The sequence below is a fragment of the Streptomyces sp. CA-278952 genome, assembly GCF_028747205.1.
Lineage (GTDB): Bacteria > Actinomycetota > Actinomycetes > Streptomycetales > Streptomycetaceae > Streptomyces.
This window is the reverse complement of sequence record NZ_CP112880.1, coordinates 2,638,498-2,655,736: the sequence shown is the minus strand read 5'-3', so window position 1 is coordinate 2,655,736 and position 17,239 is coordinate 2,638,498. Positions and strand designations below refer to the sequence as shown.

The 17,239-nt window shown below is 72.2% G+C and carries 15 protein-coding genes; 9 read left to right on the top strand and 6 right to left on the bottom strand.

The genetic code is table 11. From position 1 onward, the window contains the following. Window positions 1–30: 30 nt before the first annotated feature. Window positions 31–1,461 carry a glycoside hydrolase family 18 protein gene (locus N7925_RS11510; RefSeq protein WP_274343810.1) on the bottom strand — a complete coding sequence of 477 codons (1,431 nt, stop codon included), beginning with the start codon at window positions 1,459–1,461 and terminating at the stop codon, window positions 31–33. 380 nt (window positions 1,462–1,841) lie between these two features. On the opposite strand from N7925_RS11510, the gene N7925_RS11505 reads away from it, so the two are divergent. From N7925_RS11505 to N7925_RS11485, 5 genes are all read left to right on the top strand, one after another. Next, window positions 1,842–2,594 carry a GntR family transcriptional regulator gene (locus N7925_RS11505; RefSeq protein ID WP_274343809.1) on the top strand — a complete coding sequence of 251 codons (753 nt, stop codon included), beginning with the start codon at window positions 1,842–1,844 and terminating at the stop codon, window positions 2,592–2,594. A gap of 289 nt (window positions 2,595–2,883) precedes the next feature. Beyond that, a complete protein-coding gene (locus N7925_RS11500; RefSeq protein WP_047178584.1) occupies window positions 2,884–3,084 on the top strand; it encodes a hypothetical protein in 201 nt (66 codons plus the stop codon). Window positions 3,085–3,276: 192 nt separating this feature from the next. Then, window positions 3,277–3,681, top strand: a complete 405-nt coding sequence (locus N7925_RS11495) for an NUDIX hydrolase (protein ID WP_274343808.1) — start codon at window positions 3,277–3,279, stop codon at window positions 3,679–3,681. Between the two features lie 149 nt (window positions 3,682–3,830). Continuing rightward, window positions 3,831–4,274, top strand: coding sequence for an ATP-binding protein (locus N7925_RS11490; RefSeq protein WP_274343807.1), 444 nt, complete (start codon window positions 3,831–3,833; stop codon window positions 4,272–4,274). 223 nt (window positions 4,275–4,497) lie between these two features. Continuing rightward, entirely contained in the window at window positions 4,498–7,065 is a 2,568-nt protein-coding gene (locus tag N7925_RS11485; protein WP_265603833.1) for a SpoIIE family protein phosphatase, read from the top strand. A 76-nt stretch (window positions 7,066–7,141) separates the two neighbouring features. On the opposite strand, the gene N7925_RS11480 is transcribed toward N7925_RS11485, so the two are convergent. Both N7925_RS11480 and N7925_RS11475 read right to left on the bottom strand, forming a co-directional pair. Beyond that, complete coding sequence (locus N7925_RS11480; RefSeq protein WP_274343806.1) at window positions 7,142–7,855, bottom strand: PspA/IM30 family protein; 714 nt, start codon at window positions 7,853–7,855, stop codon at window positions 7,142–7,144. A gap of 100 nt (window positions 7,856–7,955) precedes the next feature. Then, a complete protein-coding gene (locus tag N7925_RS11475) occupies window positions 7,956–9,995 on the bottom strand; it encodes a TPM domain-containing protein (RefSeq protein ID WP_274346435.1) in 2,040 nt (679 codons plus the stop codon). Between the two features lie 467 nt (window positions 9,996–10,462). Here N7925_RS11475 and N7925_RS11470 point away from each other — a divergent pair, with 467 nt between their 5' ends. Further along, window positions 10,463–12,040: a glycosyltransferase gene (locus tag N7925_RS11470; RefSeq protein ID WP_274343805.1), complete on the top strand. Its 1,578-nt coding sequence runs from the start codon at window positions 10,463–10,465 to the stop codon at window positions 12,038–12,040. 8 nt (window positions 12,041–12,048) lie between these two features. Continuing rightward, the gene (locus N7925_RS11465) at window positions 12,049–13,560 is read left to right on the top strand and encodes a DUF6056 family protein (protein ID WP_274343804.1); all 1,512 of its coding nucleotides are present in this window, start codon (window positions 12,049–12,051) and stop codon (window positions 13,558–13,560) included. Between the two features lie 7 nt (window positions 13,561–13,567). Here N7925_RS11465 and N7925_RS11460 read toward each other — a convergent pair whose 3' ends face one another. From N7925_RS11460 to N7925_RS11450, 3 genes are all read right to left on the bottom strand, one after another. Beyond that, entirely contained in the window at window positions 13,568–14,392 is an 825-nt protein-coding gene (locus N7925_RS11460; protein ID WP_274343803.1) for a tyrosinase family protein, read from the bottom strand. A gap of 16 nt (window positions 14,393–14,408) precedes the next feature. Then, window positions 14,409–14,840, bottom strand: a complete 432-nt coding sequence (gene melC1, locus N7925_RS11455; RefSeq protein WP_265599557.1) for an apotyrosinase chaperone MelC1 — start codon at window positions 14,838–14,840, stop codon at window positions 14,409–14,411. A 358-nt stretch (window positions 14,841–15,198) separates the two neighbouring features. Next, window positions 15,199–15,885: an SDR family NAD(P)-dependent oxidoreductase gene (locus tag N7925_RS11450; protein WP_274343802.1), complete on the bottom strand. Its 687-nt coding sequence runs from the start codon at window positions 15,883–15,885 to the stop codon at window positions 15,199–15,201. Here N7925_RS11450 and N7925_RS11445 point away from each other — a divergent pair. Together N7925_RS11445 and N7925_RS11440 are read left to right on the top strand one after the other, a co-directional pair. Then, a complete protein-coding gene (locus N7925_RS11445) occupies window positions 15,884–16,258 on the top strand; it encodes a TetR family transcriptional regulator C-terminal domain-containing protein (protein WP_274343801.1) in 375 nt (124 codons plus the stop codon). The genes N7925_RS11450 and N7925_RS11445 overlap by 2 nt on opposite strands. 269 nt (window positions 16,259–16,527) lie before the next feature. Continuing rightward, window positions 16,528–17,223, top strand: a complete 696-nt coding sequence (locus N7925_RS11440; RefSeq protein ID WP_274343800.1) for a DUF4232 domain-containing protein — start codon at window positions 16,528–16,530, stop codon at window positions 17,221–17,223. Window positions 17,224–17,239 lie beyond the last annotated feature (16 nt).

Sequence of the window (17,239 nt, the reverse complement as noted above, 5' to 3'; positions counted from 1 at the left end):
TCGGTGTCAGCGCCGGTGTCAGCGGCGGTCTCAGCGGCGGTTGAGCCCGCGGTCGACCGCGGTGATCAGCTCACCGTTCTCGGTGTCCCCGTCCAGAGACCAGAACATCGCCCCGCCGAGACCCTTGTCCCGGATGTACTCGGCCTTCGTGCGGAGCACCTGGGGGTCGTCGTACGTCCACAGCGTCGTGCCGTCGAACAGCCACGCGTGGCCGTTCTTCACATCACGGTGGACCTTGTACGTCCCCGACGCGGCCAGCTGCTTCAGGACCTTGTAGTCCTCGTAGCCCGCCGCCCAGGTGGCCGGAGCCGGGCCCGTGGCCGGCCGGCCCATGCCCGTGCCGCCGCCGCTGACTCCGGTCCAGCCCTGACCGTAGGTCGGCATGCCCATCACGAGCTTGTGCCTGGGCGCGCCGCGGCGTACCCAGTCGCGCACGGTCTGATCGACGCTGAAGTCGTTCTTCGCGTACAGGGCCGACTGCTGGGCCGTCTTCTTCTCGCCGGAGACGTGGTAGTCGTAGCCCTGGATGTTGACGAAGTCGAAGTCCTTCATGAGGCGCTTCACGTCGAAGCCCGCGTCGATTGCCTTCGGGTTGGCCGCTACGTAGGCCGACAGGTCGTAGTGGACCGGCTTCGGTTTCCCGTGGCCGTGGCCGTGGCCGTGGCCGTGCCCGCCCTTGCCCTTGGCCGCCTTCTCCTTGGCCTTCGCCTGGCTCTTCGCGTAGGCGTCGAGCTGGGTGCGGAACTCGTGGATCAGGGCGGTGAAGTTCTTCTTGTCCTCCGGGCGGAAGACGGTGCCCTCATTGCCCGCCGAGCCGGGCCACTCCCAGTCGACGTCGATGCCGTCGAAGAGGCCGGCCGCGGCGCCCTGGCCGCCGCGGGCCCCGTCCACCGGGAGGTTGCCCTTGATGTACAGGTCGAGGCAGGAGGCGACGAGGGCCTTGCGGGAGGCCGCGGTGCGGGCCGCGTCGGAGAAGTGGGTGGAGTAGCTCCAGCCGCCCAGCGAGATCATCACCTTGAGGCCGGGGTGCTTGGCCTTCAGCTCGCGCAGCTGGTTGAAGTTGCCCGCGAGGGGCTGGGTGTCGGTGTCGGCGACGCCGTCGACCGAGCCCGCCGCGTCGAGCGGACGGGCGTAGTCCGCCCAGGCGTCGGCCTGGCCGGGGATGTTGCCGGTGAAGCACTTGCCCTCGGCGTTGACGTTGCCGAAGGCGTAGTTGATGTGGGTCAGCTTGGCCGCGGCCCCGCTGGTGTCCAGGTCCTTGACCTGGAAGTCCCGTCCGTAGACGCCCCATTGGGTGAAGTAGCCGATGCTCTTGTACGCGGGGCGGTGGTGGCCCTTGTCGCGGTCGCCGCCGTTGCTCCGGTCGTGGTCGGCGCTGGCCGTGGCCGCGGGTGCGATGCCGCCCAGCAGGGCCAGGGCGACGCCGGCGGTGGTCATTCGGGACAGGTTTCTTCGGCGCATGAGGCTCGTTCCTGTGCGTGATCCGGTGCGGAGGGAAGGCGGGAGGGAGCAGAAGGACAGCGGAGGGAAAGCGGAAGGAAGTGCGGCGGCCGTGCTGTGCACAGGAATGTATTGGTCTGGACCAGAAATGTTCAAGAGTCCGGGAGTTGTGGCCTTCGGCGGTGGCGTCGGTGCGGGGATGTCGGCGCGGCCGTGTCGGCGGGTGCGGCGGTGGGCAGGGTCGAGTCGGAGAACGTCCGGGACTGATCTGGTGTCCGTGCTCGATGTATGCGTGGACCGTCATAAGGTCATCACAATGAGTGAAACTATGGCCTATGCTTGCGGTGCACAACCCACGGTTGTCAGGCTGTCGCAGACTGTCAACCTGTTGGGAGTGGCCTGTGGCTTTCGGTGAGCAGCCCGCCTATCTGCGCGTGGCGAGCGATCTCAGGGAGAAGATCGTCAACGGCGCGCTGCCGCCCCATACCCGCCTGCCGTCGCAGGCTCGCATCCGGGAGGAGTACGGGGTCTCGGACACCGTCGCCCTGGAGGCGCGGAAGGTCCTGATGGCGGAGGGGCTGGTCGAGGGGCGCTCCGGCTCCGGCACCTACGTGCGCGAGCGTCCCGTGCCCCGCATGATCGCCCGCTCCGGCAATCGGCCGGACGGAGGGGCCAGCCCGTTCCGGCAGGAGCAGACGGCGGAGGGGGCGCGTGGGACGTGGGAGTCCCGCAGCGAGCAGGAGGGGGCGAGCCCCGAGACCGCCGAGCGGCTGGGCGTCGAGCCGGGTGACCGGGTCATGCGTACGCACTACGTCTTCCGGGAGGCGGGGGAGCCGGTCATGCTCTCCACCTCTTGGGAGCCGCTCGCCGTCACCGGCCGGACGCCGGTGATGCTGCCGGAGGAGGGCCCGTTGGGCGGCTGCGGGGTGGTCGACCGGATGGCCGCGATCGACGTCGTCGTGGACAACGTCGCCGAGGAGGTCGGCGCGCGCCCGGGGCTTGCGGAGGAGCTCCTGGCGCTGGGTGGCGTGCCCGGTCATGTGGTCATCGTCATCGGGCGTACGTACTACGCCTCGGGCCGGGCCGTGGAGACGGCCGACGTGGTGGTGCCGGCGGACCGGTACCGGGTCGCCTACCACCTGCCGGTGCGATGAGGTGAGTCGCGTACCGCCTGCCGCGGGATGAGGTGGGTCGCGTACCACCTGCCGGTGCGATGAGGTGAGATGACGCCCCGTCGGGCCGGCCCAGGGGCGCCGGCCGGGGGGCGTTGGGTCACGAGGGGGCGCATTCTGCGGGTGCGCCCCTTTCGTGATGGCCGGATGTGTATCTCTTTGTGTAAACCCGCCTGCACTGAGTGAAGGTCAGGCGTACGCTCGGGCATATGCGTACTGCGGTTTCCTGGGGATCCTTAGAGACGTGCACGCCGGTGGGGAGAGGGGCGATATGCGAGGGAGCGACACGATGAGCGACAGCGGCGCCGTGCTCCCTTGGCAGGTGATACGGCAGGACGACGGCGGCAATCGCTACCGCGTGGGCAGGTACGCCACGCAGGCCGAGGCGCAGAAGGTCGCCGACGGCCTCGACGACCGCCATCGCCACCAGGTCTACCGGGTGGAGCGCGTGGGGCAGGGCACCAGACCCTGACGCGGTGGACGGCCCGTGGGGCCCCGGGAGGCCGTTCCGTGGCTCCCGGGGCCCCACGGCCTCCCCCTGGGTGCTTGCGCGCCCCCTCTGCCCCGCCTCCGCCCCCGCGTTCCGTGCTCCGGCGGTCCGGGCGGTAGGGTCCCGCCCGGACCGGGGCGCGGAAGCCGCCGGAGGCGCGGCGAGCGGGGCGGAGTGGTGACGGTGCTGATCGACACGGTGGCGTGGGTGCGGATCGAGGGCGGCAGGATCCTCTGCGCGCGGCCCCGGGGCAAGGACGTCTTCTACATCCCGGGCGGCAAGCGCGAGGGTGCGGAGACCGATCTGCAGACCCTCCTGCGGGAGATCGAGGAGGAGCTGACGGTCGGCCTGATCCCGGAGACCGTCGTCCACGCCGGGACGTACGAGGCCCCCGTGGACGACCGGTGCGGCGCCGCCGTCGTGCGGATGAGCTGCTATTACGGCGATTACCGCGGGACGCTCGCCGCGAGCAGCGAGATCGAGGAGATGGCGTGGTTCTCCTTTGCCGACCGGGCCCTCGTGCCGCCCGTGGACCAGTTGCTCTTCGACGACCTCAGGGCGGCGGGTGCGCTCAACTGATCCCCGGCCGTGGCGCGCGTGAGAACTGCCCCGCCTCTGCACCCGTCTGCATCAAACGGCGGGTTGCGCGGTAGTGAGCAACAAATGGTGGGTATGGGCTATTTAGTCCCCATTTGCATAAGGGGTGAGCCCGTGGTCGTCCCTGGGAAGTGATCGGCGTGATCGATACCGAAGGCGATTGCGCCGAGTGGGCCTTCCCCGCCGAACCCGGCTCCGTGCGGAGCGCCCGGCACGCCGTCCGGGGTGCGCTGGGTTCCTGGGGCCTCGACGCCGCGGTGGGTGACCTGGCGGTCCTGCTCGTCAGCGAGCTGGTGACCAACTCCCTCCGGTACGCCTCCGGACCCATCGGCGTACGCCTGGTCCAGTCGCCCGCGGACGGGGGCACTCCGCCCGCCGACTTCGCTCCCCCGGCCCCGGTTCTGCGGGTGGAAGTCTCCGATCCGCTTCCGGACCCACCCACCGAACGCAGTGCGGGACCCGACGACGAAGGCGGCCGAGGACTCCAGCTCGTGGCCTGTTCCGCGCGTCGCTGGGGGACCCGGCGCGGAAAGAGTGGCAAGATGGTGTGGTTCGAGCTGGCTCTCCCTGGTTAGGAGAGTGGAGGGACGCACAGCGATCACCAGAGGTCGGGCAGGACCTGGCTGAAAGGGACTGAGACCTTGCTGTGATCGTGAACGCCGTGTCGGTCGGGGCCGTAGTGCTGAATACTGCGGGCAGGACCGGTCCGGTGTGTGAGCTGGAGGGGACGGTCGCGTGAGCGAAATACCTGGGACAACGGGTCAGGTCGGTGATGTCGTCGGGACCACGGGCGACGTCGTGTGGCAGAGCAGCCCGCCCGGCTCGATCTACGACTACATCAGGGTCGCCTCCTTCTCGATCGGCCCCGACGGTCTGATCGAGCAGTGGAGCAGCCGGGCCGCCGGTCTGTTCGGCATGTCCTCGACCGAGGCGATCGGTCGCGACCCGGTGGATGCCTTCATGCCCGCCGAGCTGCGCTCGGACGGTCATCGGAGGGTCGGCGAGATCCTCGACGGCAAGGAGTGGACGGGTCTCGTCCCGTTCCGGGTGCCGGGTGAGGGCGGGGCGCACGGCGTCGCCGAGGTCTATGTGATGCCGAGCCTGACGGGCCAGAGGGAGCGGGCCGCGCTCTGTATCGTCGTGGACGTCCGGGCCCTGCGGCGCATCGAGACCGACCTCGCCGCCTCTCAGGCCATATTCGGCCAATCTCCCTTCGGCTTCGTGCTGTTCGGCACGGACTTCGCCGTCGTCCGGGCCAACCAGCGGTTCGCCACGGTCTTCGGCGGCGCGGCCGACGACCACCGCGGCCGCACGGTGGAGGACTATCTGCCGCGGGCCGAGGCCGACCGGCTGTCCGCCACGCTGAAACGGGTCCTGGAGACCGGGGAGTCGGTCACCGACCTCCAGCTCGTCGGCCCCGCGCCCGGCGGCACCGAACGCCGCCACTGGTCCATGAACCTCTACCGGGTGCACAGCGGGGCCGGCCGTCCCGTCGGCGTCGCCGGCCTCGCCACCGACGTCACCCGCCGGCACATCGCGGCCCGCGAGGCGGCCAGCGCCCGCCGCAACCTCGCCCTCCTCAACGAGGCCAGCGCCCGCATCGGCAATTCCCTGGACCTGGAGACCACCGCCCGCGAGCTCCTCGACGTGGCCGTCCCCGGCTTCTGCGACCTCGCCGCCGTCGACCTCTACCAGGGGCTGCTCACCGGCGAGGAGGCCGCTCCCGGCAGTTGGGCGCCCGCCCACCGCGAATCCGCCGGAGGCTCGGCCGAGCTGCGCCGGGTGGCCCACGCCAGCGCGGTCGCCGACGCCCTGCCCACCGCCGTGGCCGGCAGCGGGCCCCCGGGCCCGGACGATCTGCCGCCCGCGCTCGGCTCCGTCCACCGCTTCCCGTTCGGCTCACCGTGCGCCATGGCGCTGCGCTCCGGCCGGGTCGAGGACGTCCCCGGTGACGAGATGGGCTTCGTGCAGTCGACGCTCGCCGTGCCGATGGTCGCGCACGACACCGTCGTCGGCCTCGTCCAGTTCTCCCGTACGAAGGGCAGCGAGCCGTTCGGGGAGCGCGACCGGGCCCTGGCCACCGAACTGGCCGCCCGCGCCGCCGTCTGCATCGACAACGCCCGCCTCTACCGCCGCGAGCACGAGCGCGCCCTGATCCTCCAGCGCAGCCTCCTGCCCCCCGGCGACCCGGAGGCCGCCGGCCTCGACATCGCCTGCCGCTATCTGCCGGGCAACACCGCCACCGAGGTCGGCGGCGACTGGTTCGACGTGATCGAGCTGCCCGGCCACCGCACCGCCCTCGTCGTCGGCGACGTCATGGGCCGCGGCCTGCGCGCCGCCGTCGCCATGGGCGAACTGCGCACCGCCGTGCGGACCCTGGCCCTCCTCGACCTGGAGCCCGCCGAAGTGCTCTCCGCCCTCGACGAGGTCGCCCGCGGCCTCGGCTCCCCGGGCGCCGGCGAGCGCAGCGCGGGACTCGGCGGCAGCGGGGGAGCGCAGTGGCCCTCCCGCGCCGCGCAGAAGTCCCGCGAGGCGGACCTCTCCGAGGTGTATCTCGCGACCTGCGTGTACGCGGTCTACGACCCGGTCACCCGGCGATGTACGTTCGCCAACGCCGGGCACCTCCCCCCGGCCGTCGTCGAGCCCGGCCGGCCCGCCCGGCTCATCGACGTACCGCCGGGCATGCCGCTGGGCGTCGGCGGCGAGCCGTTCGAGGAGGTCGAGGTCGAGCTGGCGGAGAACGCCCTGCTCACCCTCTACACCGACGGCCTCGTGGAGTCCCGCGACCAGCCCCTGGACGAGGGCCTGGACGCACTGCGGGCGGTCCTCACCGGTCCGCAGATGGAGCTGGAGGACGCCTGCGACCACGTCCTCAGCACCCTCGACACCCGGCACGGCGAGGACGACATCGCCCTGCTGATGGCCCGCATCCAGGGGCTCCCCGAGGAGGCGGTCGGGGACTGGACGCTGCCGCGCGAACCCCGCTCCGTGGGGCGCGCCCGCGAGCTGGCCCGCTCCCAGCTGGTCGCCTGGGACCTCGACGACCTGGTCGACACCACCGAACTCCTCGTCAGCGAGCTGGTCACCAACGCCCTGCGCTACGGCGAGGGCGAGATCAGGCTCCGGCTGCTGCGCGACCGCACCCTGGTCTGCGAGGTGTGGGACGCCGGTCTCGTCCAGCCGCGCCGCCGCCGCGCCCGCGAAACCGACGAAGGCGGCCGCGGCCTCCAGCTCGTCGGCCTGCTCAGCGCCGCCTGGGGCTCGCGCCGCACCCCGCGCGGCAAGACCGTCTGGTTCGAACTGGCCCTGCCGGACGGGGCCCCGGCCGCCGAACTCTCCGTGGAGCAGCTCCTGAGCATGTACTGAGCCCGGCGAGGCTCGGGAGGGCACGGGACCCGTCCGGACCGCCAGGGGCACTCGGCCGCTCCCGGCGCACCCCGCGTCACGCGCCCGTCTTCAGGGCCGCCAGCCGGGCCTCGACCTCCGCGCTGTCGCCCAGGCTGTCCAACTCCTCGAACTGGGCGTCCAGCGAGGAGGCCGCCAGCTCCTGCTTCCCCAGCGCCTTCGCCTCCTCGCGCCGCACCTTGTCCTCGAAGCGGCCCAGCTCGCTCGTCGGGTCCAGGACGTCGATGTTCTTCACGGCGTCCATCATCTGGTTCTGCGCCTGCGCGGACTTCGAACGCGCCACCAACTCGTCGCGCTTGGCCTTCAACTGGGAGAGCTTGCCCTTCATCTGGTCGAGCCCCGACTTCAGCTTGTCCACCACCTCGCTCTGCGAGGCGATCGTGGGCCCGGCCGTCTTCGCCTCCTGCTCGGACCGGAGCTGGCGGCCGAGCGCGACCTTCGCCAGATTGTCGAACTTGTCGGCCTCCGCGACCGACCCCGCCCCGCGCAGCTCGTCGGCCTTCCGGCTGGCGGCCAGCGCCTTGCCGCCCCACTCGGCCGCCGCCTCGACGTCCTCCTTGTGGTCCTGCTCCATCAGCCGGAGGTTGCCGATGGTGGACGCGACCGCCTGCTCGGCCTCCGCGATGTTGTTCGTGTAGTCGCGGATCAGCTGGTCCAGCATTTTCTGCGGGTCCTCGGCCTGATCGATGAGAGCGTTGATGTTGGCCTTCGCGAGCTGGGTGACGCGGCCGAGGATGGTCTGCTTGGACATGGGATGGCTCCTTGGAAATCGATGCGGGTCATGTGCTGTGGTCCTGCCTGCCTGCCTGCCTGCCTGCCTGCCGGTCGTTCGGACCTGCCCTGCCGGTCGTTCAGAAGCGGCCGCCACCGCCCCGGCGGCCCCGTGTTCCGCCCCCTCCGAAGCTGCCCGGCCCGCCCCCGAACCCGCCGGACCGGCCGCCGCCGAAGCCGCCGCCGAGGCCCCCGCCCCGACCGCCGCCCCCGAACAGCCCGCCGAGGAGGATGCCGCCGAGCACGGCCCCGCCCATGCCGCCACCTCCGCCGTGCAGGGAGCCGGGCCCCTGCATACCGCCGAAGCCCCGGACGTCCTGCTCGGCCAGGCTCATCGCCTGCCCGGCCAGCGCGTCCGCCTGCCGCGCCTCGGCCAGCGCTCCCTGCGCGTCCGTGGCCGACAGCTCCCGGGCCCGCTCCCACCGCCGCTGCGCCTCCGCGAGCCGGGTACGGGCCTGGCTGCCGACCGCACCCCGGTGGGTCGTGATGTAGTCGGCCGCTGCCCCGATCGCGGACCGGGCGGTGAGCATCGCCTGATCGAGGAGGGAGCGGGCCTTCGCCTCGCCCCGCTCCTGGTCGCGGGCCCCCGCCAGCGACTCGTCCAGGGCCGCGTCCGCCTCCTCCACCCGGCGCAGCGCGTCGATCGGGTCGTACGGTCCCGCGGCCGTCGCGGCCCGGACATCGCCGAGCACGGCCTGGGCGCGGGCGATCCGGCCGCGCAGATCGGCGGTCGACGCGCCCTCGGCGGTCCCTTCGAGCAGCCCGCCCGCGTCCGCGAGGTCGGTCTCCGTCTCGGTCAGCGCGGCGGGCAGCTTCCGCGCGGCCTCGCCCAGCTCCGCCGCCCGCCGGTCCACCGAGTCCAGCAGCGTGCCCGCCTGGCCCACCGCGCCCTCGGCTCCCCGGATGTACACGGCGGCCCGGGAGTTCTCGCCGCCGTCGACCGCCGTACGGGCCTGCTCCACGGCCGAGGCCGCGAAGACGAGCCGGTCCTTCGCCTGCTCGACGTCGGCCGCCACGGGTGCGGCGGCGCCCTCCCCGTACCGCGCGCGCAGCCCGGCGGTGCCCGACTCGGCCGCCGCGACCCTCCCGGCGAGGTCGCGGTGGGTGGCGTCCACGGTGGCCAGGGCCTGCGGAGCGGTACGTTCCAGGGCGCGCAGCCGGTCGAAGTCCTCGGCGACGGTGTCCAGGCCCTCGTTCGCGGTCGCGCACCGTCGCAGGATCTCCTCCAGCATCCGGCGGCGGGTCGCGTCGTCCTCGGGGAAGGCGTCGTCGAGCTGCTGACGCAACCGGAACGACCGCGTCAGCTCGTCCTTCGCCCGCGTGACCGCCTCGGTGAAGGGCTTCGCCGCCTCCTCGCCGAACTGGGCGGTGGCGAAGCCGAGTTCCTCCTCGCTGGTGCGCACCGCGTCGTCGGTGTCCACCAGCACCTCCTTGGCCTGCCCGTCCAGCTCCGGCAGCGGCGTCGGCGGCTCCGGCGCACCGCCCGCCTCCGCGCCCCGGCCCCAGCCGGTGGCCGCCGGGGTGGTGCGGGTCGCCGTGCGCCGTCTGCGCCGGGCGTACGCGTAGGCGCCGACCGCGCCCACGCCCACCACGACGGCCACCGGAAGAAGGAAGTCGCGGGCGCCGGTGGAGTCGGAGCCGCTCGTTCCGGGGTCGGCGGGCCCCGGCGTGATGGCGGGGGCGGTCACCGGGCGTCCTGCCAGTACGGAGCCGTAGCCGTCGGCCGCGCCGATCGCGGCCCCCGCCCAGTCGTTCTCCCGCAGCGCGGGTTCGATCGCGGTGCCCGCCACGTTCCGCAGCTGTTCGTCGGTGAGCAGGGAGCCGGCGTCGACGGAGTAGGCGTACTGCCGGTCGTGGGTGGCGACGGAGAGCAGCACGTCGTCCTGGCCGAGACCGTTGCGGTTGGCGGTCTCGTCGCTCCACGTCTGTCCGGACCGGCCGGAGAAATCACGTACGTACACCACGAAGAGCTGGACGCGCTCGTCGGCGTACAACCGGTCGAGTGCGTCCCCCACCTGCCCCGTCCGGTCGCCCAGCGCCTCCACCCGGTCGGTGATCTGCCCGTCGCGGGACAGCTCGACGGGGTCGTCGGCGCGGGCGGTCGCGGCGGCGGGGAGCACCAGCCAGCACACGGCGGACAGCAGGGCGAGGAGGCCGGCGAGGGGCCCGGCGAGCAGGCCGGTGAGGCGTGGTCCCGTGGGAGACCCGGCGAGAGGACCGGTGAGCAGGTCGGTGGGAGACCCGGTGAGAGGCCCGGTGGACCGGCCGGGAAGCCGGGCCCGGCCCGGAAGCCGGGCGCTGCCGGGGGCGGTGCTCCGAATCCGTGGCAGTCGAGGAGATGTCACCTTTGCGAGGCTATGTGCGCTTTTTCACCCCCGCGACCCGGCGTTCTGCCGACCAGCGTCGGCTGTTCGCATGAATGGGCGAGGGAAAGAGACACCCCCGCGCGTGTACGGAGAGACGGAGGTCGCCGCCCGTCGTCAGATGGGGCGGACGTGGCGCGTTCCGGGGCCCGGTGCCGGAGGCCGCCGGTGCCGCGCCGGGGAGGCCCGGCACCCACGAGGGGCCCGAAGTCCGGAGGTGGTGTGTGACTGGCCTTCAGCTGTCGGTCGTGGTGCCGTGTTTCGACGAGGCCGAGGTGATCGAGGCCTTCCACGCCGCCCTGATCGGCGTCCTGGAACCCCTCGGGGACAGTTTCGAGATCTGTTACGTGGACGACGGTAGCCGGGACCGCACCCGCCTCCTGCTGAGCGCTCTCGCCGCGCGCGACCCACGGGTCCACTACACCGCCTTCAGCCGCAACTTCGGCAAGGAGGCCGCCATGCTCGCCGGCCTCCGCATGGCACGGGGAGCGGCTGTGGTGATCATGGACGCCGACCTCCAGCACCCGCCCGAGCTGATCCCCCGCATGCTGGAACTGCACCGGCTCGGCTACGACCAGGTCATCCCGCGCCGCGACCGCGCGGGCGAGGGCATGCTCCGCACCACCCTCAGCCACACCTACTACGCGCTCGTCCGCCGCTGCATGGACGTGGAGCTCATCGACGGGTCGGGGGACTTCCGGCTGCTGTCCCGGCGGGCGGTGGAGAGCGTCCTGTCCCTTCCCGAGAGCAACCGCTTCTCCAAGGGGATCTTCTCCTGGATCGGCTTCGACACGGTCACCTTCCGCTACCGCAACAGCGAGCGGGTGGCGGGCCGGTCGAAATGGGGCAGCAGACGGCTGCTGAACTACGGCATCGACGGACTGCTCTCCTTCAACAACCGTCCGCTCCGCCTCGCGATCTACACCGGCTTCTGGGTCTTCGTCTCGGCCCTGGTCTACGCCCTGTGGACGGTCGTGGGCGTCGCCCTGCACGGCGCGGACACCCCCGGTTACGCCACCCTCCTCACCGCCGTCGTCGCCCTCAGCGGCATCCAGCTGGTGACGCTCGGGGTCATCGGCGAGTACGTGGGCCGCATCTACCACGAGGCGAAGCACCGCCCGCCCTACGTCGTGCGGGAGACCGACGCGACCCGACGGGCGCTGCCGGACAGCCCGCCGCCGCGCCCGCGACTCACCGGAGGTCCGGGCGAACGGGCCACCACCACCACCGCCACCACCGCCACCACCGCCACCACCGCCGCCCCCGCCCCCGTCGCGGCGGCCGGAGCCCCCGCCCCGGCCGTCGTGACCGGAGCCCCCGCTACCGGAGCCCCCGGCCGGTCCCGCACCGCCCGCCAGTTCGGCAGCTTCGTCCTCATCGGCTGCGTGAACACGGCCGTCTACCTCGGGATCTACGCCTCGCTGAACCGCTGGATGCCCTACCTGACGGCCCATGTCATCGGCTACGCGGTCAGCATCGTGTGCTCGTTCCTGCTCAACTCCTACGTCACCTGCCGGACGAGGCCGACCTGGCACGCGTTCGTCCGCTATCCCCTCTCCAGCCTGGTCAACCTGGTGGCGTCCGGAGCGCTGCTCTACGGGGCGGTCAGCGGTCTCGGGATGGACAAGAACCTCGCCGCGCTGGCAGCGGGCGTCCTCGTCACCCCGGTCTCGTTCCTGCTGGCCCGATGGGCGATCACCTCGGGCCGGTCCAAGGCCGCCACGGCGGTGCCGAAGACCGAACCGCTGCCCGGCCGTCCGGCACCGGAACCGCTGCCCACCCGCTCGTCCCAGGAGGGGTGACGTCCGCGATGTCCGACGACGTTCCCGTGACCGCCGCCCCGGAGAGACCCCGGAGGGGCGAGGAGACGCCGGACCCGGCCGGGCGCCCCTCGGACCGCCCCTGGACCGCCCTCTGGGTGAGCGCCCTCGCGCTCCCGCCCCTCGCCCTGCTCGCCGCCGCGTCCTGGTTCGGGCGGTGGGTGAGGCCCGGCGCGGACGACTGGTGCTTCCTGCCCGCCGTACGGGACGACGGCATCACCGGCCTCGTGGGGAAGTTCTACTTCGACGACAACGGGCGGGTCGCCAACGCCCTCCTGGTCGGCGCGTACGCGAAGTTCCAGGTCGCCGGACACCAGTGGTTTCCCCTGATCAGCGGGGTTCTGGTGCTCGCGGTCCTCTGGACGGTGGCCGCTGCGGCCCTGCGCCGGGCCCGGCTGCGCACCCCGCGCGGGCTGCCGCTCCTGCTCGCGGCCCTGACCACCGCGCTCTTCCTGTTCGTCACGCCGAACACGTACAAGACGTTCTACTGGCCTGCGGCGTCCGTCTCGCACACCCTGCCGCCCGTCCTGGCCTGCGCCGCCCTGATCCCGTTCCTGCTCGCCCGCTCCCGCCGGGGGCAGGCCCTCGCGCTCGCCGTCGCCGCGCTCATGGGCGCCTTCCTCGCCACGCTGTCCGAGGAGACGGCGATCGTCGTCGTGACGGTGCTCGTGACCGCGCTCCTGCTGTCCGGCCGCGTCGTCCCCGCCCCCGACCGGAGGTTCGTCCGGCGCTGGTGCGCGGCGGGGATCGCCGGGACGGCGGCCGGGGCCGTCGTCCTCATCACCTCACCCGGCTCCCTGCGCCGAAGGGAGCGGTTCGGCGCGGAGACGACCTCCCTGCTCGCTCCCGACTCCCTCGCCGCGTCGCTGCGCGCATTCGCCGAGATCGCCGTCACCGTGGCCACGACCTGGCAGTACGCCGGGGCTGTCGCGGCCGGCGTACTGCTGGGGCTGCTCTGCCGACGGGCGGACGGGACACCGCCCCGCCCGCCCGCGCACAGCCCCCTGCTCGCCGGCGCCGGAGTGCTCGCGATCCTCGTCTCCGGCTACCTCTGCACGGTCATCGCCTATCCGGTGTTCGGCGACCGGGTCAGCGACCCGGGCGCCAACCGGCTGTGGAACGACTACCTCCTGCTGTACGTGATCCTGCTCGTCGGCGCGGGTGCCCTGCTGGGCCTGGCCCTGCGCCGGCACACCCGCCGCACCGCCCCGGCGAAGGCGGTGTGCGCCGCGCTCTGCGTCCTGGTCTGTGTCGGCCCGGCCGTGGCGCTCACCGACCTGGAGACCGCGATGCGGGCCCGGGCCGAGAAGTGGGACGCCCAGGACCGCCGGCTCCGTGAGGGAGCGAAGGCAGGGAGCCGCGTACTGCCGTACGAGCGCCAGGTGATCAGCAACATGCTGGAGCCGTTCAGCCAGGGCGGGCGTTCGTACTGGCCCGGCGGCTGCGTCGCCGACCTCTACGGGCTCGACCGCGTCACGGACGGGTCGAGGGACGCTCCGTGACGAGGGCTCAGGCGTACGTGTAGAACTGCGTGTGGTCCAGCATGCTCTGCGGGGTCGTGTTCGGCCAGGGCGGCATGGTGTCGTTCAGGTCGATCACATCGACCGTCCCGCCGGCGGGGAGGTACTCGGCGCTCGCCGGATGGAGCGCGTGCCAGTCCGCCCAGAGCTTGTCGACGAACGAGTGGTGCAGCCAGAACACCGGATCGTTCGGGGAGACGCTCGTCTCCATATGGCCCCAGACCCAGGTGTGCACACGGTTGTGCATGCTCATGTATCCCGCGGACCCTTCCAGCGTGGAGCGGAAGCCCGCCGAGCCGTCACGGAAGGGCGGGGAGTCGTACGTGGGCATGGCGAGGGCGGCGTCGACGTCCGACCGGGGCGGGAGCGAGGGAACGCGGTAGGCGAGGTTGCGGGCGAGGAAGGCGCGGCTGTCGACCGAGACGTTGATCGTCCAGTCTCCGCCGGAATGCGCGAAGGGCCCGTCCATCACCTGGTCGTCCAGGGGGCGTCCGGTGCCGCCGAGGAAGTCCGGCGCCCAGAGCGAGGAGCCGACGGTGTTGTCGGCGGTCCAGTCCCAGTAGGGGATCGAGACCGACGCGTCGATCTTCTGGAGCTCGTTCTCGAAATCGATGAGGAACTTGCGGTGCCAGGGCAGGAACGACGGCCCGAAGTGGCCCACGTACACACCGGAGTTCATGTCTATCGCGAACCGCGTGCGATGGGCGAGGACGAATTCGTCGTACACCCCTGTGCGTTTGACCTCCAGTACCGCGTCGACGAAGGCCTTCTTCTCGGGGGCCGTGAGGTTCGCCTGGTTCTTCCGTACGGTCATGGCTGCTGCTCCCGAGTCAGGCGGTGGGGTCGAACGGAACGACGACGGCGCCCTTGAGCGAGATGACCGCGGTGCGAGCGGCCTCCAGCGGGGTCGCGAATCTCTCGTAGTGGTTGATCGTGCTGCTCCAGCCGCTCTTCCCGTGCCGCATCACGGGAAGCTCGCGGCCGTCGATCATCACGCGGTAGTCGGCGTCGTGCCCGCCGTGCCCGCCGTGCCCGGCGTGCGCGGGGGAGTCGGCGTTGGCGCCGGCCTCGGCGGGCGTGCCCTGGATGCGGCGGCCCTTGAAGACCTCGTCGAAGGAGCCGGGTGCGCCGGTCCCGCCCCCGGAGCTTTGGGCCTCGGCCGCCACGGTGTCCGTGGACGCGGCGGCCATACCGACGAGCGCTCCGCTCGCGGCGACGCCGATGGCGGCCCCGAGGGCCTGACGGCGGGTGGGTCTGAGCATGGCGGATGTACCCCCGGAACATGGTGGAGGCGGCCCCCCTGGTCGTTGTCCGGGGCCGCCGTGACCATGTCTACACGGGGGTGACCGTCCGCATAAGCAGGGAAAAAAGGGTTGGGTCTCATACGGACACGTCTTCACGGACATAGGGCGGACTCAGCGGGACGTGGAGGTGTCACCTGCTTCCCGTTCCGCTCCGCGTCGGTGCCTGAGGCGTCGGAGGGCGCAGGACTTGCCGCGCAGGTGCCCTGCCTGTGAAGGATTTGCGGTATCCGTCGCGCCGTCGCCCAGCGGAACGATCATCTGCGCATGGCTGGAAGTAGGAGTGCGCGCTCGCTCCGGGGAGGGTGTTCTCGCCCGCCTACCAGGGCAGTTCCCCGGTCTCGTCCTGGAGGGTTCCGGTCGGGCCGTCCGCGTCGAGCGTCGCGAAGCGCACCACGACACCGGCGCTCTCCTCGGGAGAGCGTCCGATGCCGAACTCCGCGGGCATGTCCGTGGCGGTGGGGCCGGGCTCGACCGCGTTGAACTTGATCCCCGGCTGGGACTTGGCGTACTGGACCGTCAGCATGGTGGCCGCCGCCTTCGAGGCGGAGTAGAGCGTCAGCGGCAGGCCCGACTCCGGCCGGTCGGGGTTGTTCACGGCCCAGAACGACCCCGCGCTGCTGGAGACGGTGACCACGGTGGGGTTCGAGGACTCGCGCAGCAGGGGGAGCGACGCCTCCGTGACGCGGACGATCCCGACCGCGTTGGTGTCGAAGACGCGCAGGGCCTTGGGGCCGTCGATGTCTCCGTGCCCCAGGGCTCCTGCGTTGTGCACGAGGACGTCGAGCCGCCCCTCGGCCGAACCGATCTTCGCCAGCGCGCCGTTCACCGAGGCGTCGCCGGTCACGTCGAGTTGGACGAACCGGCCGCCGAGGGTCGCCGCGGCCTTCTCGCCCCGCTCGGCGTCACGCGCGCCGATGTAGACGGTGTGGCCCAGCGCGAGAAGCTGCTTCGCCGTCTCGAAACCGATGCCCTTGTTGGCTCCGGTGATCAGGGTGACGGTCATGAGGCTTCCTCCAGGGAGAGGCGGTCCCGAGCGGGCCGCCGGAATCCTCCAGGGCACTCTGCGGACCACCACCCGCCCGGCCGGCCCGCAGGGGTGTCTGGGCGTCCGGGGCGCGCTGGTCGCGAGCGACGCCGGGCAGGAGGTCCGCGACCTTCTCGCCGCCTGGCGCAACGACAGCTGCGGCCGCGTCCAGGAACGGTTCCGGCGAGCCGTCGACGAGGGAGACCTGCCTCCGGAGGCGGACCCGGGGCTCTTGGCCCGCTATGTGACCACCCTGGCGTTCGGCATCGCGGTGCAGGCCGCGAGCGGAGTCTGCCGCGACGAGCTGCGGGAGATGACCGAGGCCGCCCTGCGGGCCTGGCCGCCTGCATGAGGGCGGCCTTCGCGACGGCCGCCTCCGGGGCGGCGGTGGCCGCGGGGTCCGGGCAACCGGACTCGTTCCGTCCGTCGGGTGACGGTTGCGTGCGGACCGAGCGCCCACGCCGTGATCATGTCTTCGGTCTGTGACAGCGCTGTCCTGGAACGGCACACGGGGGCCCCTTTGGCTTTTCGACCCCTCATAGTGATCAAGGAACACCCGGGCGGTCGCACTCGCTTCGGTGCCACGGCCACTCTCACGCTCACGACCCCCAAGGGGATCTCATGTTCGGCAACCGTCGCAAGTCCTTCATCGTCTCCGCTGCCCTCGTGGGCGGCGCCCTGTTGATGACGGCGTGCCAGGACACGGAGGACGGCGCGGCGGCGGGTCCCTCCGCCACCAACGTGCCCGCCGCGGACGTTTCCGGGGCCGACGCGGCCGGGACCGACGCCTCGAAGGGTGCCGACAAGGGCGCCGAAGAGGGTACGGAGCAGGGTGCCGACCAGGGGTCCGGCGCGAAGGACGGGGGCAGCGCGGAGGGCTCCGGCGCCGACGCGGGCGACGGCACGAAGGTGCCGGTCCAGCAGACCTGCGGCGCCAACGACATCTCCTGGAGCACCCGGTCCGAGAGCCAGGCCGGCGGTTACATCCTGGTCATGGCGAAGGCCAAGCAGGGGATCACCTGCATCCTGCCGGCCGCGCTCCCGACGGTGGCGTTCGGCTCCGACGGCACCCAGGCGGGCCCCGCCGAGCAGGCCGTCGGCGACGCGGTCACGCTGAGCGGCTCCACCACCGCCTACGCCGGGGTGAACCCGAAGACCACCAACACGGACGGCGGCAAGGAGCTGGACTCCATCATCGTCGGCGTCGGCAACGAGGACCCCGACCCGGTCTCCCTGAAGGTCGGCACCATCACGGTCGACAAGCCGGTCGTCACCAACTGGCACACCGCCCCGGCCGACGCCGTTCCCTCCGCCTGAGAGAACGGACGCCGGG